The organism is Streptomyces sp. NPDC033178, from assembly GCF_055577685.1.
In genome coordinates, this window is the sequence record NZ_JBVIPT010000007.1 from 350,372 (window position 1) to 372,005 (window position 21,634).

The following is a 21,634-nucleotide window of genomic DNA, read 5'->3' on the forward strand; positions in this document are numbered from 1 at the left end:
GCCAGTTTGCCTTGTTCATGGCGGATGCGTCAGCCGTGGGAGACACCGATCACAGGCCGCCGTGCCGAGTGGCGCAAGCCCTCACAGGGCCCACACCCCCTCCCCGCAACCCCGTGACGAGGTTCCCGCATTCCAGAGAGCCGCCGCCCGATAGCTGACGGGCCGTCAGATCGGCGCTACCGTAAAACCCATGGAGACCTTCCCGAAGATCATCTCGGTGGACGACCACACGGTGGAGCCCCCCAACGTCTGGCGGGACCGGCTCCCGTCCCAGTACCGGGACCGGGGCCCGCGCATAGTCCGCGCCCCGCTCAAGGAAATGACCTTCCTGGGCGGCAAGTTCGCCCCGGTCATGGGCAACCCCGGGGACGACGGCCCGATCGGCGACTGGTGGGTCTACGAGGACCTGCACCGCCCCCTCACCCGTCTCGACACCGCCGTCGGATACGACAGGGACGAGATCAAACTCGAAGTCATCACGTACGAGCAGATGCGCCCGGGGTCGTACGACGTCCCGCAGAGGCTGGCCGACATGGACGTCAACCACGTCCAGTCCGCCCTCTGTTTCCCCACCTTCCCCCGCTTCTGCGGCCAGACCTTCACCGAGGCCAAGGACCGGGAACTGGGGCTCCTCTCGGTGCGCGCGTACAACGACTGGATGGTCGACGAGTGGTGCGGCCCCGACGCCCGGGGCCGGCTGATACCGCTCACCCTCATACCTCTGTGGGACGCGGAACTCGCCGCGCAGGAGGTGCGGCGCAACGCCTCCCGTGGAGTACGGGCCGTCGCCTTCTCCGAGATACCTCCGCACCTCGGACTGCCCTCCGTTCATACGGACGAGTGGGATCCGTTCCTCGCCGCCTGCGACGAGACCGGCACGGTCATCGCCATGCACATCGGGTCGAGCAGCCGGATGCCCTCCACCTCCGCCGACGCCCCGCCGGCCGTCGGCTCCACCATCACCTTCGCCAACTGCTGTTTCTCGATGGTGGACTGGCTGATGAGCGGAAAGTTCGAGCGCTTCCCCAACCTCAAGGTCATGTACGCGGAGGGCCAGATCGGCTGGATCCCGTACATCCTCGAACGCGCGGACGTCGTGTGGGAGGAGAACCGCGGCTGGGGCGGCGTCGCCGACAAGGTCCACCGCCCGCCGTCCGAACTCTTCACCGAGCACGTGTACGGGTGCTTCTTCGACGACGCCTTCGGTTTGAAGAACCTCGACGCCATCGGCGTGGGGAACGTGCTGTACGAGACCGACTACCCCCACTCCGACTCCACCTGGCCCAAGTCGCGGGAGGTCGGCGAGGCGCAGATGGGCCACCTGGACGCGGACGTCGTCGACCGGATCGTACGGCGCAACGCGATCGAGCTCCTGGGGCTGACCGACGACGGGCTGTGGGCCGGACCGGGCGGTGCCCGTTGAGCGCCCCTCCCGGCAACGCGTCCTCCGACGGCACGGCCCCCGGCGACGCGCGTCTCGGCAACACGTCCTTCACCTACGGGATCCAGCTCCCCGTCCAGTCCCAGAGCACCCTCTACGCGGAGGCGTGGGAGGCGGACGCGGGCCCCGCCGATCTCGTCGAGATCGCCCGCACCGCCGACCGCTCCGGCTTCGACTACGTCGCGAGCTGCGACCACGTCGCCATACCGCGCCGCCTCGCCTCCGCGATGAGCACGGTCTGGTACGACCCGGTCGCCACCCTCGCCTTCCTGGCGGGAGTCACCGAGCGCGTACGGCTGTTGAGCCATGTCGCGGTCGTCGGGCTGCGGCACCCGCTGCTCACCGCCAAGCAGTACGCGACCCTCGACCACCTGAGCGGGGGGCGCCTGATCCTCGGGGTCGGCGCCGGACACGTACAGGAGGAGTTCGAGGTGCTCGGGGTGGACTTCGAGCGGCGCGGGGCCGTGCTCGACGAATGCGTCGACGCCCTGCGGGCCGCGCTCGGACCCGATGAATTCCCCACCCACCACGGGAAGTTGTACGACTTCGAGGGGCTCGGGCAGCGGCCCCGGCCCGCGCAGGAACGGGTCCCCGTCTGGGTCGGCGGGTCCTCGCCCGCCGCCGTCCGGCGGGCCGCGGTCAAGGGCGACGGGTGGCTGCCGCAGGGGGACCCGCGGGAGCGGCTGCCCGAGCAGATCGCCCGGGTCCGACGGCTGAGAGAGGAGGCGGGGGTCGTCGAACCCCTCACCGTCGGCGCGATCACCGAGCCGCTGTACGTGGGGGAGCCGGAGTGGAGCGTGGGACGCCGCACTCTCGCCGGAGCTCCCGAGGCGCTCGCCGAGTCGCTGCGCGCGTACCGGGCGATGGGGGTGCACCAGATCCAGGTACGGTTCCGCAGCCGGAGCCGCACCGAACTCACCGACCAGATGGCGGCATTCGGCGCCGAGGTCGCCCCGCTGTTGTAGGCGGCTGTTTCAGGTCGTTCCTGGGGAACCTGTCTGACAGCCAGACAGTTCTTTCTTGAAACTTCGAACAAAACTCGCCGATGCCGCGTACGTAAGGACGTCATGGCTACGGCGGAAGGACACGCGAAGTGCGATCCCCCCGGCACGTCCGAACCTCCATGCACGGCTCACAGCACGGTTCCGCGCACAGCTCCGAGCACACAGACACCACCGCCCCGCCCGTCGGCACCATCCTTCCCATGGGTCCCTCCCGCAAGCTGACCGTCGTGCTCGCCCGCGCCGACGGTGACGGCGACTGGCCGTACGAGGACTGGCCGGTCGCGGACGACCCCTACGTGAGCCGGGTGCTGTCCGTGTCCCCGCCCTACCGCGCCCTCCGGGAAAGCCCGTTGGAGGGTGCGGCGGACGTCGTCGTTCTCCGGTGCCAGGATCCGTCGGCCGACCTCGCGGAGCTGTCGAAGGCCATGGGCGCCGTGAGTGCCCCGGTGGTCGTCGTCAGCCCCGTGCGGGACACCGAGACGGTGGTCGGGGTGTTCCAGGGCGGGGCGGGCTACCTGGTCGACGGCGACTACTGCACCACCATGCTGTCCGCGGCGGCCGTCGCCGCCGTGGTCGGCCACACCTACCTCTCGCCGACCGCGTGCGCCGCACTGCGGGAGGCCGCCGGGCGGATGCCGGGTGGCGGGGAGGCGACGGAGCGGATGCGCTCCCAGCTCTCGCCCCGGGAGCGGGAGATCATGGAACTGCTCTCGACCGGCCTCGGCGCCCAGGAGATCAGCCTGCGGTTAGGTCTGAGCGAGAAGACCGTCCGCAACAACCTCAGCAACATCTACGCCAAGCTGGACGCCCGGGGGAGCACGGAAGCGGTTGTGAAGTGGCTGGGGCAGCGCTCTCCATTCGCGTGTGAGAACGATCTGTTCGGGTGTGGGAGCCAGCCCCCGTGTATCCGTGCCGGGGGCTCGCTCCTGATTTCGTCCGCTTGTCGGTGTCGCTATGACACCGAGACTTCCGACAGGGGAACTTCGACGTCGGTGACGTTCGCGCCGCCCTCGCCGAATCCGGGTTCGGTGCGAATGCTGTTCCCGCTGTTGATGATTCCGTCGGCCTCCGGTGTGCCGCACTGCACATTGCGCAGCCAGAGGCGGCCGTCGGGTGTTCCACTGGCCAGGAGCTGCGGATAGAAGACGTGCACGGTGGCGGCCCCCTCACTGGGGGAGAAGAACACCTTCTGGCCGTCCTGGGCCTCCTTGTAGGTGGCCCGCAGGAATCCGCTCACATCGGTGCGTTTGTGGGACCACATGAAGAAGGCGATGTGGTCCGCCTTCACCGTGTCGCTTCTGGTGAAGGAGAACGAGGACGTGGTGTCGTCGCGCTTGATGTTGATTTCCGTGGTGCTGAACTTGGCACCGATCTCGAAGAACGAGTTCCCGAGCTTCGTGCCGCCGTCCACGGAGAATCCATCCCCTGTCTGGATCACCCTGGTCACGGCCGCGGTTCCGCTGAACGTCTTCGTCGCGGCGGAGGTGATTCCGCAGTTGTCGGTCACGCTGGTGACCCGCTCGTTGGGGCCGAGACTGTTGGCCTTGGCCTGGACGTCGACGAACTCGCAGTTCTCCAGCTTGTCCGAGTCCGCACCGCAGTCGGCGGCCACCTCGTCGGGGGTGGCGGCGCCCGCGCTGTACATCAGCGGGACGGCCAGGCCCAGGGCGGCGACCGGCGCCAGGAAGAGAAGGACGCGCTTCTTCTTGCTCCGGTGGCTTCCGCCGCGACCGGTGCGTGTCATGGTGTTTCTCCTGTACGGGGAGTAGGGGGAAGGCTTCTGGGGGAGCGTGCGCGGTCCCGGTCCGGGCTCAGCAGTCGGTGAGCACGGCCTTGGAGACGCCGTCCGCGAGTCCGGGCGCGCCCGCGGCCCCCGGCCTGACGACCGGGCCCTCGACGACGTCCGGTGCCACGAAGTTCTGCTCGGGGCTGGCGGGCAGGACGGTGGTCTGTTCGCGGGCGTTGATACGCACCCGCCATTCGCCGGTCATGCGCTGCATCTTCGGCGTGAACGTCACGTGCAGGACCTTGCCGACGGGGACTTCGCGCTGTTCCGACTCCGTGGCGGTGACCGTCCTGATGGTCAGGTCCGTCGTGCTCTTGTGCTTGACCCAGGATCCGCTCAGGAATCCGAAGAGGCCGCCGCCGGCGCCCTGCTCGGTCTCGGTGTACGTGCCCTCGCCCTGGCCGACCGCCTTCGAGAACTCGGTGGTCACCTTGGACGGTTCGGTGGCGTTCGGCTCGCAGTTCGGGAAATCGACCGTGACCTTCTCCGTGGGTCCGTCGAAGGTCTCGAACTTCGTCTCGACGAAATCGCAGTTGTCCGCCTGGAATCCATCGGCGAAGGCGCCCCCGAAATCCTCCACCGACCGCTTTTCCCCGTTGATCACCGCAGACCTCTCGCACATCTGGACAATCTGCTCGGGCGTCTTCTCGTCGGCCGCGTCGGCCGACGGCAGCAGCACGGCGGCGACGGCCGCACCGGTCGTGACGGAGGCCCCGATCGCCACGTACCGGACCTTCTTGTTCCTGAAGCGCCTCTTGGCCATGCTCAGCTCTCCTTGGGGGTTCCTTTGCCTTTTGATTGAGGATTATTGGAGTTCCGCGGGAGGGGCCGACAGAGTCAAATGTCCCTACTCGGCGGTCACTTGGGATCGCGAATGCAAGCACCCTCCCCAGGTCTGACGCATCGTCAGATCCAGCGGTACGCTGACCTCGGCCAATGCACCGCGAAGGGAGTCCACATGGGCAAGCTCGACGGACGTGTCGTCCTCGTCACAGGCGCCGCACGCGGCCAGGGGGAGCGGGAGGCCCGGCTGTTCAGGGAGGAAGGGGCCGACGTCGTGGTCGCCGACGTCCTCGACGGACAGGGCGAGACCTTCGCCAAGGAGATCGGCGCGCTCTACGTCCACCTCGACGTGAGCCGGGAGGAGGACTGGACGTCCGCGGTGGCCGCCGCGAAGGAGGCGTACGGGAAGGTCGACGGGCTCGTCAACAACGCGGGCATCCTGCGCTTCAACTCCCTGGTCGACACGCCCCTCGACGAGTTCATGCAGGTCGTGCAGGTGAACCAGGTCGGTGTCTTCCTCGGCATCAAGACCCTGGCCCCGGAGATCGAGGCGGCCGGCGGCGGGACCATCGTCAACACCGCCTCGTACACCGGGGTGACCGGCATGGCGTACGTCGGCGCCTACAGCGCGACCAAGCACGCGATAGTCGGCCTCACGCGGGTGGCCGCGCTGGAACTGGCCCCCAAGGGCATCCGTGTCAACGCCGTCTGCCCGGGGGCCATCGACACCGCGATGAGCAACCCGGCCCTGCTCGACCCGACGGCGGACGCCGAGGCTTCCTCCGCCGGTGTCGAGCGGCTCTACCGCAAGCTCGTGCCGATGGGCCGGATCGGGAAGCCCGAGGAGGTCGCCCGACTCGCCCTCTTCCTCTCCTCGGAGGACTCCTCGTACATCACCGGACAGCCGTTCGTGATCGACGGGGGCTGGCTCGCGGGCGTGAGCGTCATGTGACGGTCCATCAGGTATTGACGCCTCGCGGGCGCGGTGCAACAGTCGGCGGCAGATGGATCTGACGGTGCGTCAGGTTCGGCAGGGTGACGGACAGGGGACGGTGAACCTCCTTGGAATTCGGGCTCTTTGTACAGGGATACGTGGGCAAGCGGGCCGAGACCGATCCGCTCGCGGAGCACAAGGCGCTGATGGAGGAGACCGAGTACGTCATCCAGGCGGACAAGTCCGGCTTCAAGTACGCGTGGGCGTCCGAGCACCACTTCCTGGAGGAGTACTCCCACCTCTCCGCGAACGACGTCTTCCTCGGCTATCTCGCGCACGCGACCGAGCGGATCCACCTCGGGTCGGGCATCTTCAACCCGCTGGCCCAGGTCAACCACCCGGTGAAGGTCGCCGAGAAGGTCGCCATGCTCGACCATCTCACCGAGAACCGCTTCGAGTTCGGCAGCGGACGCGGCGCCGGCTCGCACGAGATCCTCGGCTTCCTCCCCGGCATCACCGACATGAACCACACCAAGGAGATCTGGGAAGAGACCATCGCCGAGTTCCCGAAGATGTGGCTCCAGGACGAGTACGTCGGGTTCAAGGGCAAGCACTGGCAACTGCCGCCGCGCAAGGTCCTGCCCAAGCCGTACGGGAAGTCCCACCCGGCGATGTGGTACGCCGCCGGGTCGCCGCCCTCGTACTCCATGGCCGCCCGCAAGGGGCTCGGAGTGCTCGGCTTCAGCGTGCAGAAGGTCTCCGACATGGAGTGGGTCCTTGAGCAGTACAAGACGGCCGTCGTGGAGGCGGAGCCGATCGGGGACTTCGTCAACGACAACGTGATGGTGACGACGACCGCGATCTGTGCGCCCACGCACGACGAGGCGATCCGGATCGCCGTGGGCGGCGGGCTGCACTATCTGCCGTCGCTGGTGTTCCGCTACCACGACACGTTCCCGCGGCCCGAGGGGTTCCCCGTGTGGCCGGAGACGCTGCCCGAGTACAACGAGGAGTTCATCGAACTGCTCATCTCCGAGGAGCTGTTGATCTGCGGGGACCCGGACGAGGTGCTCACGCAGTGCAAGCGGTGGGAGCAGGCCGGGGCCGATCAGTTGTCGTTCGGGTTGCCGGTCGGGGTGCCCAAGGAGGAGACGCTCCAGACGATCAGGTTGATCGGGGAGCATGTGATTCCGAAGATCGATACGGATCCTGTCCATCGGACCACTCGGTTCCGCGGGGCGGTCTGAGGTTCGTCGGAGGGTGCGGGTTCGTTGTGGCCGGCTGTGCCCGCGCGGCGGAGCCGCGAATCGACACAGCCCCGCGCCCCCGGGTAAGTGCGCCCCACCGTTAGCCAGAAGGCTCAGGGAGAGAAGGGTTTCTCGTGCTTGACCATCTGATCAAAGGCGTGACTGTCGTTGATGGGTCGGGTGGGCCCGCCTTTATCGCCGATGTGGGGATACGGGACGGGCGGATCGCTGTGATCGGTACCGTCACCGAACCGGCGCGTACGAGTGAGGACGCGAGTGGGCTCGTGCTCGCGCCCGGGTTCGTGGATCCCCACACCCACTACGACGCGCAGCTGTTCTGGGACCCGTATGCGACGCCCTCGCTCAACCACGGAGTGACGACGGTCGCCGGGGGCAACTGCGGATTCACGCTCGCGCCCTTGAATCCGTCGCGACCCGAGGACGCCGACTACACACGGCGGATGATGTCCAAGGTCGAGGGGATGTCGCTGGTCGCGCTGGAGGAGGGGGCGCCGTGGAGCTGGCACTCCTTCGGGGAGTATCTGGATGCCCTGGAGGGGCGGATCGCGGTCAACGCGGGCTTCATGGTGGGGCATTGTGCGCTCAGGCGGTATGTGATGGGGCCCGACGCCGTCGGTGGGCAGCCCTCGCCCGAGCAGCTGGAGCAGATGCTGGCACTCTTCCACGAGGCGATGGAGGCCGGCGCCTGGGGACTGTCCACGACACAGTCCTCCACCCACTCCGACGGGGACGGGAAGCCGGTCGCCTCACGGCACGCCAAGCCCGCCGAACTGCTCGCGCTCTCCCAGGCGGTGGGCGATCACGAGGGCACGCAGATCGAGGCGATCGTGGCGGGCTGTCTCGACCAGTTCAGCGACGACGAGATCGATCTGTTCGTGGAGATGAGCGCGGCGGCGGGCCGTCCGCTGAACTGGAACGTCCTGACGATCGACGCGGCCGTCCCCGAGCGCGTCCCACGTCAGCTGGCGGCAAGTGAGCGGGCCCGTAAGGCCGGTGGGCGGATCGTTGCGCTGACGATGCCGATCCTCACACCGATGAACATGTCGCTGGGGACCTTCTGCGCGCTGAACCTGATACCCGGGTGGGGCGAGGTGCTCGGCCTCCCCGTGCCCGAGCGGATCGCGAAACTCCGGGACCCCGTGGTCCGTTCCGAGATGCTGCGGCGGGCCGACTCCAAGGAGGCCGGTGTCTTCCGGCGCCTCGCCGACTTCGGGCGGTACGTCATCGGCGACACCTACAGCCCGGAGAACGAGGGGCTCACCGGACGGGTCGTACGGGACATCGCGGCCGAGCGCGGCCAGGAACCCTTCGAGTGCATCATCGAGATCTGCGCCAACGACGCCATGCGTACGGTCCTCTGGCCCATGCCCACCGACAACGACCCCGACTCGTGGGCGCTGCGCCAGGAGACATGGCGGCACGAGGACGTGATGCTCGGCGGCTCGGACGCGGGCGCCCATCTGGACCGGATGTGCGGGGCTCCCTACACGACCCGCTTCATCGGGGACTGCCTGCGGGGCCGGAAGCTGACGACTCTTGAGCAGGCCGTGAAGATGCTCACGGACGACCCGGCGCGGCTCTTCGGACTGCGTGAGCGCGGACGGATAGCGGAGGGCTTCCATGCGGACCTCGTGCTCTTCGACCCGGACCGCATCGACGCCGGCAAGGCCACCCTGGTGCACGACCTGCCGGGAGACAGCCCGCGCCTCGACTCGAAGGCGATCGGCATAACGGCCGTCTGGGTCAACGGAGTCGAGGCGATACGGGGCGATGTGGTGACCGGTGCCGTACCGGGCAAGGTGCTGCGGTCGGGCCGGGACACGCGGACCGTGAGCACGAAGTGACGTCACGACGACGGTGGCGGCGGGTGTGGGGGGCCAAGTGACGGACGGGCAGCGGCTGTTCATCGGCGGCTCGTGGGTGGAGCCGGACGGCGGCCACTACGAGGTGATCGACCCGGCGACCGAGGATGTCGTCGGGCTGGCTCCGGAGGCCTCGCGGGATCAGGTGCACGCGGCGGCAGCCGCGGCCCGCGAGGCCTTCCGGTCATGGTCGCGCACGCCACCCGAGGAGCGGGCCGCGGTCCTGCACCGGGCGGCCTCGGAGATCCGGCGCAACCTCGTCCCGTACGCCGAGCTGGCCCAGGCCGAGACCGGGGCCACGACCGGCACCGCGCGCGGGATGCAGGTGGGGGTCGGGGCGGCCCGATTCCAGCGGTACGCGCGCGTGGAGCCCGTCGAGGAGCCGTTGCCCCCGCAGATCAACGAGGCGGGCCCGTTCGGCAGGGCGGCGGTGATGGGCGCCCTGGCGGTACGCCAACCAGTAGGCGTGATCACCTGCATCACCTCGTACAACAATCCCTGGGCGAACCCGGCCGGCAAGATCGCCCCGGCGCTCGCGATGGGCAACACCGTCGTCGTGAAGCCCGCGCCGCAGGACCCGCTGTCCGTCTACCGAATGGCTCAGGCGCTGGAGGCCGCGGGGGTGCCGCCCGGGGTCGTGAACGTCGTCAGCGGTTCGCGCGCCGAGGTCGGCGAGGCGGCCGTCGACTCGGACGACGTCGACATGGTGAGCTTCACCGGCTCGACCGCCGTCGGACGGCGGATCGCCGAGGTGTGCGGGCGCGGTATGAAACGGCAGTTGATGGAGCTGGGAGGGAAGGGCGCGGCGGTCGTCTTCGAGGACGCGGACCTGGAGTCGGCGGTCCGCGGCATCGGAACCACCTTCTCCTTCTACAGCGGCCAGATCTGCACGGCCCCGACGAGGGTGCTCGTGCAGCGCCCGGTCTACGACCGACTGGTGACCCAACTGACGTCCTACATCGGCTACTTGAAGGTGGGCGACCCACGGGCGGAGGGCACGGTCGTCGGTCCGGTCATCTCGGCCGCGCACCGGGACCGGATCGAGTCGTACGTCGAACTGGGCCGCAAGGAGGGGGCGCGGGTGGCCGCGGGCGGTGAACGGCCGCCGTCCGACCGGGGCTTCTACGTCGCCCCGACCCTCCTCGCCGACTGTACGGCCGACATGCGGGTCGTCCGCGAGGAGATCTTCGGCCCGGTCGTCGTGGTCCTCCCCTTCGACGACGAGGAGGAGGCCGTCGAGCTCGCCAACGACAGCGACTACGGCCTCATCGACTACGTCTGGTCCGGCGATGTCGCCCGCGCCTTCCGAGTGGCCCGGCAGCTGCGGGCCGGCGGCGTCGGCGTCAACACGGTCGGGCGCAACATGGAGGCGCCGTTCGGCGGCTTCAAGCAGAGCGGGGTGGGCCGCGACGTCGGCTCGTACGCCCTGCACGCGTACTCGGAACTCCAGTCACTGGTGTGGCCGGGCTGAGGGCTTTTCCTCGCCCCCGCCGCCCCTACCCATTCCCGTCCCCTGGGGCTCCGCCCCAGACCCCGTTGGGGTGTGTTGTCGGGTGCGGCTTCGTTGTGGCTGATCGCGCAGTTCCCCGCGCCCCTTTTTAGGGGCGCGGGGAACTGCGCAATCTTTTGGCGGGGGTTCGGGGGCGGAGCCCCCGAGTAAGTGACGGGAATGGGTAGGGGCGGCGGGGGCGAGACCTCGTCCGGACCACGACACCGTAGCGACGCTACGACCAGGGGTAGCGTTGCTATTGAATCGGTGTTAGCGTTGTTTCTGTCGGGGAGTGAAGCCCGCTCCCCCGCCACGACAGGAGCACCGTCATGAGCGACCAGCAGCCCATCACCCCCACCCCCACCCCCACCACTGACCGCGTCGCGATCGTCACCGGCGGATCCCGCGGTATCGGACGCGAGACCGCGGAGCGCCTCGCGGGCGACGGCTTCGCGGTCGTCGTGAACTTCGCCGGGAATCAGGCCGAGGCCGACAAGACCGTCGCCGCGATCACCGAGGCGGGCGGCCAGGCGCTCGCCTTCCGGGCCGACGTGGCGGACGAGATGGAGGTGGCGGCACTCTTCGACGCCGCGGAGTCGACGTACGGCGGGGTCGACGTGGTCGTCCACGCGGCCGGTGTCATGACACTGGCCCCGCTCGCCGACTTCGACCTCGACGCCCTGGACCGGATGCACCGCACGAACATCCGCGGCACGTTCGTCGTCGACCAGCAGGCCGTGCGCCGGCTGCGCGAGGGCGGCGCGGTCGTCAACTTCTCCAGTACCGTGCTGGCCCTCGCCATCCCCGGCTACAGCGCGTACGCCGCCAGCAAGGGCGCCGTCGAGGCCATGACGCTGATCCTGGCCCGCGAGATGCGCGGCCGGGACATCACGGTGAACGCGGTGGCCCCCGGCCCGACCGCCACCGCCCTGTTCCTGGACGGCAAGGACGAGGAGACGATCGCGAGGATGGCCGCCCAGCCGCCGCTGGAGCGCCTCGGCACCCCGAAGGACATCGCCGGGGTCGTGTCCTTCCTCGCCGGCCCGGCCGGCCGCTGGGTCAACGGCCAGGTGCTCCGCGCCAACGGCGGCATCGCCTGAGCCCCCGACACTCGTCTCTCCCCCTTCCCCCCTCCCCCTTCTCCCTCCATTCCCCCTCTCTCCCTCTCCCCCTCTCCCTCTCTCCCCCTCTCCCTCTCTCCCTCTCTCCTCAGGAGTTCCGTCATGGGCAAGACGATCGTCATCACGGGCGCCGGTTCGGGATTCGGTGCGCTCGCCGCACGGGCGCTGGCCGACGCGGGTCATACGGTCTACGCGGCGATGCGCGACACGGCAGGGCGCAACGCGAGCCGGGTCGCGGAGGCGCAGGTGTACGCGGCCGAGCACCAAGTGGACCTGCGGACGGTCGAGTTGGACGTCCTCTCGCAGGAGTCCGCGGACGCCGCCGTTGCCACGGTCCTGTCCGAGGCCGGCACGCTGGACGTGGTCGTCCACAACGCGGGCCACATGGTGACCGGCCCGACCGAGGCCTTCACCCCCGAGGAACTGGCCGCGGTGTACGACACGAACGTGCTGGGTACCCAGCGGGTCAACCGCGCCGCGCTGCCCCACCTGCGGGCCCAGGAGCACGGCCTGGTGCTCTGGATCGGCTCGACCTCGACCCGGGGCGGCACCCCGCCCTACCTCGCGCCGTACTTCGCCGCGAAGGCCGCGATGGACGCGCTCGCGGTGTCGTACGCCGCCGAGCTGGCCCGCTTCGGCATAGAGACGACCATCGTCGTGCCCGGCGCCTTCACCTCCGGCACCAACCACTTCGCGACCGGCGGCCACCCCGCCGAGCAGACGGTCCTGCCCGCGTACGAGGAGCGGTACGCGGGCCTGATGGACCAGGTCGCCCAGCGCCTCGCCGCCCTCGCGCCCGCTGACGCCCCCGCTTCCCTGGTGGCCGACGCGATCGTCGAGGTCGTCGGCACCCCGCTCGGCGAGCGGCCCTTCCGGGTCCACGTCGACCCGGCGAACGACGGGTCGGAGGAGGTCAGCCGGGTCGCGGACCGCATCCGCGCCGAGTTCCTGACCCGCATAGGCCTCGACGACCTCCTCGCCCCGCACGGGACGGCCGCGTGACCCCGGCCCGGACCACATCGACCCGCCCCATGTCGGCCGGCACGACAACGCCCAGAACGGCAACGTCCCGCCCCACATCGGCCGCCCGCCCCATCTCGGCCCGGACCGCACCGGCCCGTACCGCGTCGGTTAGCGTCGCTCCCGTGAGTACGAAAGCGCGCATTCTCGAAGTGGCGGCGGCCCTCGTCGCCGAGTCGCCGGACGGGGACGTCTCCACCCGGGCCGTGTGCGAGGCGGCAGGGGTCGGCGCCCCGGCCATCTACCGCCACTTCGGGGACAAGGAGGGCCTCCTGTCGGCGGTCGTCGACCACGGCTGGGACAGGTACCTCGCGACCAAGCGCGACCGCACCCCCGGCACGGACCCCGTCCAGGACCTGCGGGACGGCTGGGACACCCATGTCGAGTTCGCCCTGCACAACCCGAACCTGTACCGCCTGATGAACTCACCGGCGATGCGTAAGCCCCCGGCGGCGGCCCTGGAGTCCCACCGCATCCTCACGGCGGACCTCCAACGGGCCGCGGAACACGGCAAGTTGCGCCTCGCCCCCGAACTGGCCGCCCAGATCATCATGTCCGCGAACGTAGGCGTGGCCCTGATGCTGGTCTCCCGCCCGGCGACGTTCACCGACGTCTCGATGTCCCGCCGGGTACGGGACGGGGTCCACGCCACGGTCTTCACACCGGACGTGATGACGGCTCCGACGGCGTCCCCCGAGCCCTCGACACCTGATACGGAAGCGTCGGAGACGGCAGAAACGACAGGCACGGCAGGAACGGCAGAAAGGGCAGGCACGGCAGGAACCACCGAGGCGGACGCGTCCCGCCTCCCCGCCGCGGCGGCCCGCCTGAACGCCCTCCTCCGCCAGTCCCCGGTCCCGACCCTCAGCCCCGCCGAGGACGCCCTGCTCACGGAGTGGCTGGACCGCATCTCGAACGCCCCCCGGAGTTAGGCAGTTCTCCTCTCCCTCCTCCTCTCCCTTCTCCTCACCCCGTCGGCTTCTCCTCACCCCGCCGGACCCGACGACCTTCGCGGGAACTCCGGGGCGACTCTCGAACCCGGTCACGAATTCGGCGCAGGCGTGCTTGAATCTCCAGTTCGTACGATCTTGACGGGGTGGCCGAGCGCCGTGCCTTCCGTTCAGGGGATCAAGGGTTCAGGGGATCGGGGGACGGTGGCCGATGGACCACGCGACTGAGGTGTTCCAGCCACTGCAGGCGGACGATCCGCCCATGGTGGCCGGCTACCGCCTCGCCGCCCGGCTCGGCGCGGGAGGCATGGGCCGGGTCTATCTGTCGCACACCCAGGGCGGCCGACCGGTGGCGATCAAGGTGATCCGGCCGGAGCTGGCCGACGACCCGACCTTCCGGCGGGGATTCCGCAGGGAGATAAAGGCGGCCCAGCGGGTCCGGGGCGCGTACACCGCGGAGCTGATCGACGGCGACGCGGACGGCGTACCGCCCTGGCTGGCCACGCTGTACGTACCCGGCCCCTCGCTGGCGGAGGCCGTCGCCCGGCGCGGACCACTGCCGGTGCCGGCGGTGCTGTGGCTGATGGCGGGGGTGGCCGAGGCCCTGCAGGCCATCCATGCCGCGGGAATCGTGCACCGGGACCTGAAGCCGTCCAACGTGCTGCTGGCAGCCGACGGGCCGCGGGTGATCGACTTCGGCATCTCGCTGGCCTCCGGCGTCACCTCGCACACCGCCACGGGGGCGACTGTCGGCACGCCTCAGTTCATGGCTCCCGAGCAGGCGTCCGGGGGTGAGGTCACGGTGGCGACCGACGTGTTCGCGCTCGGCCAGACAGCGGCGTTCGCGGCGCTGGGCGAACCGTTGTACGGGGACGGCAACTCGGTCGGCGTGCTGTACCGGATCGTGCACTCGGAACCCGACCTGTCCCTGTTGCCCGCGCAGCTCCGTCCGCTGATGGCCCGGTGCCTCGCCGCCGATCCGGGGGAGCGGGCCACTCCGGCGGAGATCGTCGAGTGGTGTCGGCAGCGGCTGGGCCGGGGTGCCGACGCGGGCGCCGGGCCGGCCGTCTGGCGGGAGGTCATGGGGCCGGAGGTCACGGTTCCGTCCCCGGTCCCCCATCCCACCCCGGTGCTGCCGATGCCGTTGCTCCCGCAGCCGCACCTGCAGCGGGGCCCGCAGCCGACGAAGTCGGACGAGCGGCGCGCCCTCCGGCGGCGTACCAGGATGCTTGCGGTCGCCGTGACGGTGGGTTCGCTGCTGTCGGCGGGCGTGGCATGGACGAACCTGAACATGTCGGACCGGCTCCGCGACCGGAACGCGGCCGAGTCCTCGGCGTCCGGTCAGGAGTCCTCGGCACGGTCGTCGACTTCCTCATCGACGTCCGGGGCGTCCTCGGGGTCGGGAGCCGGGGGCCGGACATCAGGAGGTTCACGCCCCTCCTCGACCGCGTCCAAGCCGCCGAAACCGACCGCGTACCCCTTGATGATGCTGAACGCGACGAAACGCCTGGATCTCAAGGATCCCTACCGCTACCTCATCAAGGACGCCAAAGACGTCAAGGACGACAGGAGCGCGAAGGAACGTAAGGGGGACATCCGCTTCGTCTGCGGGCAGACCTGCGCGCTGGAGAGCGACACGAGTCTGATCGACTGGGTGCCTTCCGAGAAGCCGGGCGCCACCCTGGAATCCTGTCGCGCAACCCTCGCCGACGCCGACCACAGGCTCCCGCTCGCCATCGTGGCGGCCGGCAGCGAGATCTGCTTCGAACACCCCTCCGGAGACATCGCTCTGTTCGTGGTCGAGGTGAAGTCGACCGCGCTGCCGGACATCGGATTCGTGACCGGGGACTTGACGGTCTGGCGGGGGGCGGCCTAGCCGGTTTCGCCCGGCGTCGGAGGGTGGGGTCCCTCAGTCGGTCAGATCCACCCGCACCGTCAGCAGGTTCGTCCCGACCGCCCGGACCGCGGCGCTGTTCATGCGCGGGAGGGACTTCAGCCGGGTGCGGGCGTCGTCCTTGTGCAGCAGGTGGGCGGTGCCGTGGTGCCATCGGCCCTTGTCGCGGACGCGGACGCTCGGGTTCGCCCGGATGTTCCGTACGTACTGCGACTTCTCGCCGTACTCGGACACGATCCAGAACTCCTGGCCGACCCGCCGTCCACCGACCGGAGTCCGCCGCGGCAGCCCCGACTTGCGCCCGGTGGTCTCCAACAGCGTCTGGAACGGCAGCAGTCTGGACACCGGGTTCACGACCCACCGCTGGAGCTTCGTGACGACGCGGAACTTGGTCTCGTGGTGGCGTGACATGTCGTTGTGATCCTCGTCCTGGGCGGCGGTTGTCGGCCGAGGCCGTCGGTCGGTCGTGAGGATAGGGCTCGGACGTCCGGCTCGGCCCGCCGGGGTGGCGGCCGGGGTGGCGGCCGAGCGTGCGCTACGGGTTCAGGACGATCTTTCCGGCGACGGTGCCGGACTCGGCCAGGCGCAGGGCGTCGGCGACGCGGGAGAGCGGCAGTTGCGCGGCGATCCGGGCGGTGATGTCACCGCGCTGGAGGGCCGCGAGGACCTGGGCGAGGTCGGCGTGCAGCCGGGCCCGGAACCGGTTCCGGGAAAGGGCCCGCCCGGCCCAGATGTTGAAGAAGTAGGCGCTCCGGCCGTTGGGCAGCGCGTTCCACAGCCAGATCCGGCCGAGCAGCTTGAGGACGGGCAACTGCTTGGAGCCCTCGTCGTCCCGGGTGGAGGCGGTGCCGTAGGAGACGAGCGTGCCGCCGGGTGCGAGGAGGTGCCAGGAGTCGATCGCGCTGCGGCCGCCGACGTGGTCGAAGACGGCGTCCACTCCGCCGGGGGCCAGTTCGCGGACCCGCGCGGGGATGTCCTCGGTGCGGTAGTCGACGGGGGTGACTCCCTGGGCCCGCAGCGCGTCGTGGTGGCGCGCGGACGCCGTGCCGATCACCTTGGCGCCCGCGGCAAGGGCGAGCTGGACCAGGACCGAGCCGACGCCGCCGTTGGCGCCGTGCACCAGGACGGTGTGCCCGGCGCGGACGCGGGCCTTGCGGTGCAGCATCTGCCAGGCGGTGATGCCATTGACCACCAGCGTCTCCGCCTCCGCCGCTCCGACCCCGTCGGGCACCGGCACCACGTCCGCCGCGTCGACGAGTACGTGACTGGCCCAGCCGCCGACCTTGACCAGTGCGGCCACCCGGGTGCCGGCCAGGCCGGGTTCGACACCCTCGCCGGTCGCGGTCACGGTGCCGACCAGGTCGTAGCCGGGGACGAAGGGGAACGCCGGCTGGTCGTAGTAGCGGCCGCGGCGCATCTGCTGCTCGGCGAAGGAGACGCCGGTCGCCTCCATCCGGATCAGGACCTGACCGGGGCCCGCGGTGGGTACGGCTCCGTGCCGGATCTCCAGTCCCTCCGGCTCCACCTTGCCCGGCAGGACGACCTCGACGAGTCCTTCGGCGTTCATGACTGCCTCCATTGCGCTCTGCGCTCTGCGCTCTGTGTTGGGGTTCCGCGTGAGTTAGTCTCTCTCGCTTCTGTTAGAAGTTATAACTCCGCGAGAAAGGTGACGTCAAGAGGTTCAGTGATAGCCTCTAACTAAATCTTGAGCCTGTATCTGGCAGGTGTCCCCGCGAGCACGGAAGGCGGCAGGTCATGGCGGAGACCGGTACGACGACCCCGCGAGAGCGCTACCGCACCCAGGTGCGTACGGAGATCAAGGAACGCGCGTGGGAGCAGATCGCCACGGCGGGCGCGACCGCGCTCTCCCTCAACGCGATCGCCAAGCAGATGGGCATGAGCGGCCCCGCGCTCTACCGCTACTTCGCCGGCCGCGACGAGCTGATCACCGAGCTGATCAGGGACGCGTACGGCAGCCTCGCCGACACCCTCAGGGCGGCCGCCGAATCCGGCGCCGACCTCGCCGCGCTCGCGTACGCCCTGCGCGAGTGGGCCCTCACGGACCCCCACCGCTACTTCCTCATCTACGGCACGCCCGTACCCGGCTACCACGCGCCGGACGACGTCACCGGAATCGCGCAGGACATCATGGTGACGTTGCTCGACGCCTGCGCCGCGCTGCCCTCGGACGGCCCCGCGACGCCGTTCGACACCCACCTCGAAAGCCACCGCCAGTGGGCGGCCGACCGCCCCGCCCCGCCCGCGGCCCTCCACCGGGGCCTGGCCCTCTGGACCCGGCTGCACGGCGTCCTGTCCCTGGAGCTCGCCGGTCACTTCACCGGGATGGGCTTCGACCCCGCACTGCTGTACGCGGCCGAACTGGACGACCTGCTGAGGCGCTGACCACGTCAGGCCGGGCCACGTCAGGCCGGGCCACGTCACGCCGTGCCATGCCGGCGCCGGCGCCTCTCCCGCGATGCCGCCGGTTCGGGAAACCGCCGTGCGCAGAGGCCGGGTGGCCGGATGGGCGGGCCGGCGCGGATTCGCGAGGCTCTTCCCATGATGAAGAAGAGCAAGCGGAACATCGCCCTGACCGCCGTCTCCGGCGTGGTGCTCGGGCTCGCCCTGCCGCTCACCGCGACCGCTTCGACCGCTCCGACTCCCGTACGGGCCAAGCCCCTCGACTGGGCGAAGTGCGAGGGGAGCGGGTTCGGCCCCGGACAGGAGTGCGCGACCGTCGACGTGCCCATGGACTACGCCGACCCCGGGGGCGAGGAGATCGGTATCGCCGTCTCCCGAATCCGGAGCGAGAAGCCGGCCGTACGCCGAGGAGTCCTGCTGCTGATACCCGGAGGGCCCGGTGGCAGCAGTCTCGAAGAGCAGTCGGCGAAGGCGCGGACACTGCCGCGGGAGGTGCGGGAGGCGTACGACCTCGTCGTGTTCGATCCCCGGGGCAACGGGCGGTCCGCGCCGGTGAGTTGCGGGTTCGAGCGGCGGGACCTGGCCGCGACCGCGTTCCGGCCGTGGCCCGGCGGTCCGGGCGGGTCCGTCGCCCCGAACATGGCTGCCGCCACACGGATGGCCGGCGCCTGCGAGCGCAACGGCGGGGAGTTGATGCGGCACATCGACACCTTCGCCAACGCGCACGACGTCGACCGCATCCGGGAGGCCCTCGGCGAGCGGAAGCTGTCCGCCTGGGGCGTCTCGTACGGCTCGTATCTAGCAGCCGTCTACAGCCAGTTGTTCCCCCACCGCACCGACCGGTTCGTGCTGGACAGCAATCTGGACGCCAACGCGGACGCCCACGGCGGCCAGGTCTCCCGTGGCCTGTGGGCCGGGTTCGAGAAGGGTGTCGAGAGCGTCTTTCCCGAGTTCGCCAAGTGGGCCTCGGCGCCCGGGAATCCGTACCGGCTGGCCGATACGGCGGCCGGGGTGCGGCCGATGTTCCTGCGGCTCGCCGCACGCCTCGACCGCGAGCCGATCCCCTGGCCGGGCGCCAATCCGGCCGAGTTGAACGGCAACGTGCTGCGGCAGAGCCTGCTCGACGCGTTCTACGACCCCGAGGGCTTCCCGGCGGCGGCCCGGTTGATCCTCGCCGCCCGGAAGGGCACCGTCCCGCCCGCGCCCGAGGCGCCCCCGGAGGCGCTGTTGCAGAACGGCCTCGCCGTCGCCTCCGCGACCTTCTGCAACGAGGGGAAGTGGCCCACGTCGGCCGCCCGCTACCAGAAGGAGGTCGACGAGAGCCGCGCCAAGTACCCGCTGACCGCCGGAATGCCGAGGAACGCGACCCTCTGCGCCGCCTGGCCGTATCCGCCGAAGCAGGACCCGGTACGGATCACCGACCGCGGCCCCTCCACCATCCTCATGGTCCAGAACGAGCGCGACCCCGCCGCCCCGCTCGCCGGTGCCCGCGAACTCCGCGCGGCCCTCGGCAAGCGCGCCGTCATGGTGACCGTGAACTCCACCGGACACGACGCCTACCTCGGCAACGGCAACGCCTGCGGGGACACGGCCGTCACCCGCTACCTGGCCACGGGGGAACGGCCCGCCAAGGACACGTACTGCCGATAGGCACGGAACTGCCTTTGGGTACACGACTGTTCACAGGCAAAGGACCGCCGGACAGACACCGGTCTCCCACACGTCACTCGCGCACCTCCCCTATCCTCAGGCGAACGCGGCGCCGGGGGAGAGGGAGCAAGCATGGACGGGTTGGACCCGGCGGATCCGGGCTGGATCGGCGGTTACCGGCTGCTCGGCAGACTCGGTGAAGGCGGCATGGGGCGGGTGTATCTGGCCCGTTCCGAGCGCGGCCGTACGGTCGCGGTCAAGGTCGTCAAGGAGGAGCTGGCCCGCAAGCCGGACTTCAGGCGGCGGTTCGCGCAGGAGGTGAAGGCGGCCCAGCGGGTCGGCGGCGACTGGACGGCACCCGTGCTCGACGCCGACACCGAGGCGCCGACCCCCTGGGTCGCCACCGGCTACGTCGCCGGTCCCTCGCTCGCCGAGGTGGTGGACAAGCAGTACGGACCGCTGCCGCCGCAGTCCGTGCGCGCGCTGGCGATCGGTCTCATCCGCGCACTCCAGGCCATCCACGGCGCGGGTCTCGTGCACCGCGACCTCAAGCCCTCCAACGTGCTGGTGACGATCGACGGGCCCCGCGTCATCGACTTCGGCATCGCGCGCGCCCTCGACACGGCCGTGCAGTCCGCCGACGGGCTCACCAAGCCCGGGGCCCTCGTGGGGTCCCCGGGCTTCATGGCGCCCGAGCAGGTGCGCGGGGAGCGGGTGACGTTCGCGAGCGACGTCTTCTGTCTCGGTGCCGTGCTGGCGTACACCGCGACGGGGCGGCTGCCGTTCGGTACCGCCGAGGGCGGGATCCACTCGCTGCTCTTCCGCATCGCGGAGGAGGAGGCGGATCTTGAGGGTGTACCCGAGGTGTGGCAGGGACTGATCGCGGCCTGCCTCGCGAAGGACCCTGCCCAACGGCCTTCCCTGGACACGCTGTTGGCGTCGGCCGAGGAGGTGCCGGGCGCACCGGTCGGCAGAGGGGGCAGGGGCGGCGCGTGGCTGCCCGGCGAGGTGCTGGCGGAGCTGGGCAGACACGCCGTACGCCTCCTGGACAGCGAGGACCCGCAGGGCCCCGCGCCGGCGTCGGGTCCCGTGCCCGGTGCGAGCGCCCAGGTGCGGATACCGAGCCCCGCACCGGCATCCAGCCCCATACCGGCATCGAGCCCCGTACCGGGCTTCGGCCCTCCCCTCGCGTACTCCCCGACGGCGCCCTCGTGGCAGAGCCCGCAGCCCGGCAGTCCTCACCCGCACAGCCCGCTGCCCGGCAGCCTCCACCCGCAGAGCCCGCTTCCCGGGGGCCTCCACCCGCACAGCCCGCCCCCTGGGCATCTGCAGGCACCGCACTTCTCCGCTCCCGCCTACGGCTCCCGTTTGCCCACCCCTCGCTCGACCCGGGGGCTCTCGATCGCTCTGGCCCTTCTGCTGGCCCTCTTCGTCGTGCCGCTGCTGCTGCGGATCGCCGTCCTCGGGGTGGCCTACTCCCGGCTCTCCGCGGCGGGCAGTACGTCCGCCACCGACCTCATCGAGGACTACAGGTACCTGAGCGTCGCGTCGCTGGGGACCGAGGTACTCACCGTGTTCGTGGGCATCCCGGTGGTGATCGTGTGGGCGTTCTGGTTCCAGCGCAGCCGGCTCAACGCCGAGGCCTTCGCGCCGGGCCGCATCCGCCACGCGTCCGGGATGGCGGCCGGTTCGTGGTTCATCCCGGTCGTCAACTTCTACATGCCCAAGCAGATCGGCAACGACATCTGGACGGCGACGACCGGCAGGCCGGCCGGCGCCGGCCGGTGGCTCCTGCACATGTGGTGGTGGTTCTGGCTCGCCTACTTCCTGGCGTACGCGAACGACTCGTGGGCCAGCTGGTACGACAGGGACCTCGCCGTCGCGGCCACGGACACCATCGTCACCTCGCAGGCGGCCAACGTCATCGGCATCGTGACCGCCGTACTGGCCATCCTCTTCGTGCGACGGCTCACGAACCTCCAGCAGGCCCGCATGGCAGGAGGCGCCTAGC

17 protein-coding genes and 1 pseudogene are annotated in these 21,634 nt (G+C 70.3%); 14 read left to right on the forward strand and 4 right to left on the reverse strand.

Annotation, left to right across the window (positions count from 1 at the left end):
* Positions 1–190 precede the first annotated feature (190 nt).
* The 3 genes and pseudogenes from ACZ5VQ_RS20090 to ACZ5VQ_RS20100 all read left to right on the forward strand — a co-directional run.
* A complete protein-coding gene (locus ACZ5VQ_RS20090) occupies positions 191–1,423 on the forward strand; it encodes an amidohydrolase family protein (protein WP_469106057.1) in 1,233 nt (410 codons plus the stop codon).
* An 80-nt stretch (positions 1,424–1,503) separates the two neighbouring features.
* On the forward strand, positions 1,504–2,406 hold the full coding sequence (locus ACZ5VQ_RS20095; protein WP_469106145.1) for an LLM class F420-dependent oxidoreductase: 903 nt from the start codon (positions 1,504–1,506) through the stop codon (positions 2,404–2,406).
* 701 nt (positions 2,407–3,107) lie between these two features.
* Positions 3,108–3,266, forward strand: a pseudogene (locus ACZ5VQ_RS20100) (response regulator transcription factor); the annotation flags it as partial.
* Positions 3,267–3,397: 131 nt separating this feature from the next.
* Here ACZ5VQ_RS20100 and ACZ5VQ_RS20105 read toward each other — a convergent pair.
* Positions 3,398–4,189, reverse strand: coding sequence for a hypothetical protein (locus ACZ5VQ_RS20105; protein ID WP_362080700.1), 792 nt, complete (start codon positions 4,187–4,189; stop codon positions 3,398–3,400).
* A 67-nt stretch (positions 4,190–4,256) separates the two neighbouring features.
* Entirely contained in the window at positions 4,257–4,994 is a 738-nt protein-coding gene (locus ACZ5VQ_RS20110; protein WP_362080703.1) for a hypothetical protein, read from the reverse strand.
* A gap of 195 nt (positions 4,995–5,189) precedes the next feature.
* Here ACZ5VQ_RS20110 and ACZ5VQ_RS20115 point away from each other — a divergent pair, with 195 nt between their 5' ends.
* The 8 genes from ACZ5VQ_RS20115 (at position 5,190) to ACZ5VQ_RS20150 (ending at position 15,534) form a co-directional block, all read left to right on the forward strand.
* A complete protein-coding gene (locus tag ACZ5VQ_RS20115) occupies positions 5,190–5,966 on the forward strand; it encodes an SDR family NAD(P)-dependent oxidoreductase (protein ID WP_469106058.1) in 777 nt (258 codons plus the stop codon).
* Between the two features lie 110 nt (positions 5,967–6,076).
* A complete protein-coding gene (locus tag ACZ5VQ_RS20120; protein ID WP_469106059.1) occupies positions 6,077–7,195 on the forward strand; it encodes an LLM class flavin-dependent oxidoreductase in 1,119 nt (372 codons plus the stop codon).
* Between the two features lie 134 nt (positions 7,196–7,329).
* Positions 7,330–9,060 (forward strand): N-acyl-D-amino-acid deacylase family protein, encoded by a 1,731-nt coding sequence (locus ACZ5VQ_RS20125; protein ID WP_362080713.1) that lies wholly within the window; start codon positions 7,330–7,332, stop codon positions 9,058–9,060.
* Between the two features lie 37 nt (positions 9,061–9,097).
* Positions 9,098–10,549 carry an aldehyde dehydrogenase family protein gene (locus tag ACZ5VQ_RS20130; RefSeq protein ID WP_469106060.1) on the forward strand — a complete coding sequence of 484 codons (1,452 nt, stop codon included), beginning with the start codon at positions 9,098–9,100 and terminating at the stop codon, positions 10,547–10,549.
* A gap of 347 nt (positions 10,550–10,896) precedes the next feature.
* Positions 10,897–11,667, forward strand: a complete 771-nt coding sequence (locus tag ACZ5VQ_RS20135) for an SDR family oxidoreductase (protein ID WP_469106061.1) — start codon at positions 10,897–10,899, stop codon at positions 11,665–11,667.
* A 123-nt stretch (positions 11,668–11,790) separates the two neighbouring features.
* A complete protein-coding gene (locus tag ACZ5VQ_RS20140; RefSeq protein WP_469106062.1) occupies positions 11,791–12,690 on the forward strand; it encodes an SDR family NAD(P)-dependent oxidoreductase in 900 nt (299 codons plus the stop codon).
* A 143-nt stretch (positions 12,691–12,833) separates the two neighbouring features.
* Positions 12,834–13,640, forward strand: coding sequence for a TetR/AcrR family transcriptional regulator (locus tag ACZ5VQ_RS20145; RefSeq protein ID WP_469106063.1), 807 nt, complete (start codon positions 12,834–12,836; stop codon positions 13,638–13,640).
* Positions 13,641–13,869: 229 nt separating this feature from the next.
* The gene (locus tag ACZ5VQ_RS20150) at positions 13,870–15,534 is read left to right on the forward strand and encodes a serine/threonine-protein kinase (protein ID WP_469106064.1); all 1,665 of its coding nucleotides are present in this window, start codon (positions 13,870–13,872) and stop codon (positions 15,532–15,534) included.
* Between the two features lie 33 nt (positions 15,535–15,567).
* On the opposite strand, the gene ACZ5VQ_RS20155 is transcribed toward ACZ5VQ_RS20150, so the two are convergent.
* Entirely contained in the window at positions 15,568–15,963 is a 396-nt protein-coding gene (locus ACZ5VQ_RS20155; protein ID WP_469106065.1) for a nitroreductase/quinone reductase family protein, read from the reverse strand.
* 124 nt (positions 15,964–16,087) lie between these two features.
* Positions 16,088–17,119, reverse strand: coding sequence for a medium chain dehydrogenase/reductase family protein (locus ACZ5VQ_RS20160; protein WP_469106066.1), 1,032 nt, complete (start codon positions 17,117–17,119; stop codon positions 16,088–16,090).
* Positions 17,120–17,307: 188 nt separating this feature from the next.
* On the opposite strand from ACZ5VQ_RS20160, the gene ACZ5VQ_RS20165 reads away from it, so the two are divergent.
* From ACZ5VQ_RS20165 to ACZ5VQ_RS20175, 3 genes are all read left to right on the forward strand, one after another.
* Entirely contained in the window at positions 17,308–17,955 is a 648-nt protein-coding gene (locus tag ACZ5VQ_RS20165; RefSeq protein WP_469106067.1) for a TetR/AcrR family transcriptional regulator, read from the forward strand.
* A 159-nt stretch (positions 17,956–18,114) separates the two neighbouring features.
* A complete protein-coding gene (locus ACZ5VQ_RS20170) occupies positions 18,115–19,623 on the forward strand; it encodes an alpha/beta hydrolase (RefSeq protein ID WP_469106146.1) in 1,509 nt (502 codons plus the stop codon).
* Positions 19,624–19,755: 132 nt separating this feature from the next.
* Positions 19,756–21,633 carry a protein kinase domain-containing protein gene (locus ACZ5VQ_RS20175; RefSeq protein WP_469106068.1) on the forward strand — a complete coding sequence of 626 codons (1,878 nt, stop codon included), beginning with the start codon at positions 19,756–19,758 and terminating at the stop codon, positions 21,631–21,633.
* Position 21,634 lies beyond the last annotated feature (1 nt).

Excerpts from the sequence above, each read along its gene's own strand:
- ACZ5VQ_RS20090 (WP_469106057.1), top strand. The coding sequence starts at position 191 with ATGGAGACCTTCCCGAAGATCATCTCGGTGGACGACCACACGGTGGAG.
- ACZ5VQ_RS20105 (WP_362080700.1), bottom strand. The coding sequence starts at position 4,189 with ATGACACGCACCGGTCGCGGCGGAAGCCACCGGAGCAAGAAGAAGCGC.
- ACZ5VQ_RS20110 (WP_362080703.1), bottom strand. The coding sequence starts at position 4,994 with ATGGCCAAGAGGCGCTTCAGGAACAAGAAGGTCCGGTACGTGGCGATC.
- ACZ5VQ_RS20115 (WP_469106058.1), top strand. The coding sequence starts at position 5,190 with ATGGGCAAGCTCGACGGACGTGTCGTCCTCGTCACAGGCGCCGCACGC.
- ACZ5VQ_RS20135 (WP_469106061.1), top strand. The coding sequence starts at position 10,897 with ATGAGCGACCAGCAGCCCATCACCCCCACCCCCACCCCCACCACTGAC.
- ACZ5VQ_RS20140 (WP_469106062.1), top strand. The coding sequence starts at position 11,791 with ATGGGCAAGACGATCGTCATCACGGGCGCCGGTTCGGGATTCGGTGCG.
- ACZ5VQ_RS20150 (WP_469106064.1), top strand. The coding sequence starts at position 13,870 with ATGGACCACGCGACTGAGGTGTTCCAGCCACTGCAGGCGGACGATCCG.
- ACZ5VQ_RS20155 (WP_469106065.1), bottom strand. The coding sequence starts at position 15,963 with ATGTCACGCCACCACGAGACCAAGTTCCGCGTCGTCACGAAGCTCCAG.
- ACZ5VQ_RS20160 (WP_469106066.1), bottom strand. The coding sequence starts at position 17,119 with ATGAACGCCGAAGGACTCGTCGAGGTCGTCCTGCCGGGCAAGGTGGAG.
- ACZ5VQ_RS20165 (WP_469106067.1), top strand. The coding sequence starts at position 17,308 with ATGGCGGAGACCGGTACGACGACCCCGCGAGAGCGCTACCGCACCCAG.
- ACZ5VQ_RS20170 (WP_469106146.1), top strand. The coding sequence starts at position 18,115 with ATGAAGAAGAGCAAGCGGAACATCGCCCTGACCGCCGTCTCCGGCGTG.
- ACZ5VQ_RS20175 (WP_469106068.1), top strand. The coding sequence starts at position 19,756 with ATGGACGGGTTGGACCCGGCGGATCCGGGCTGGATCGGCGGTTACCGG.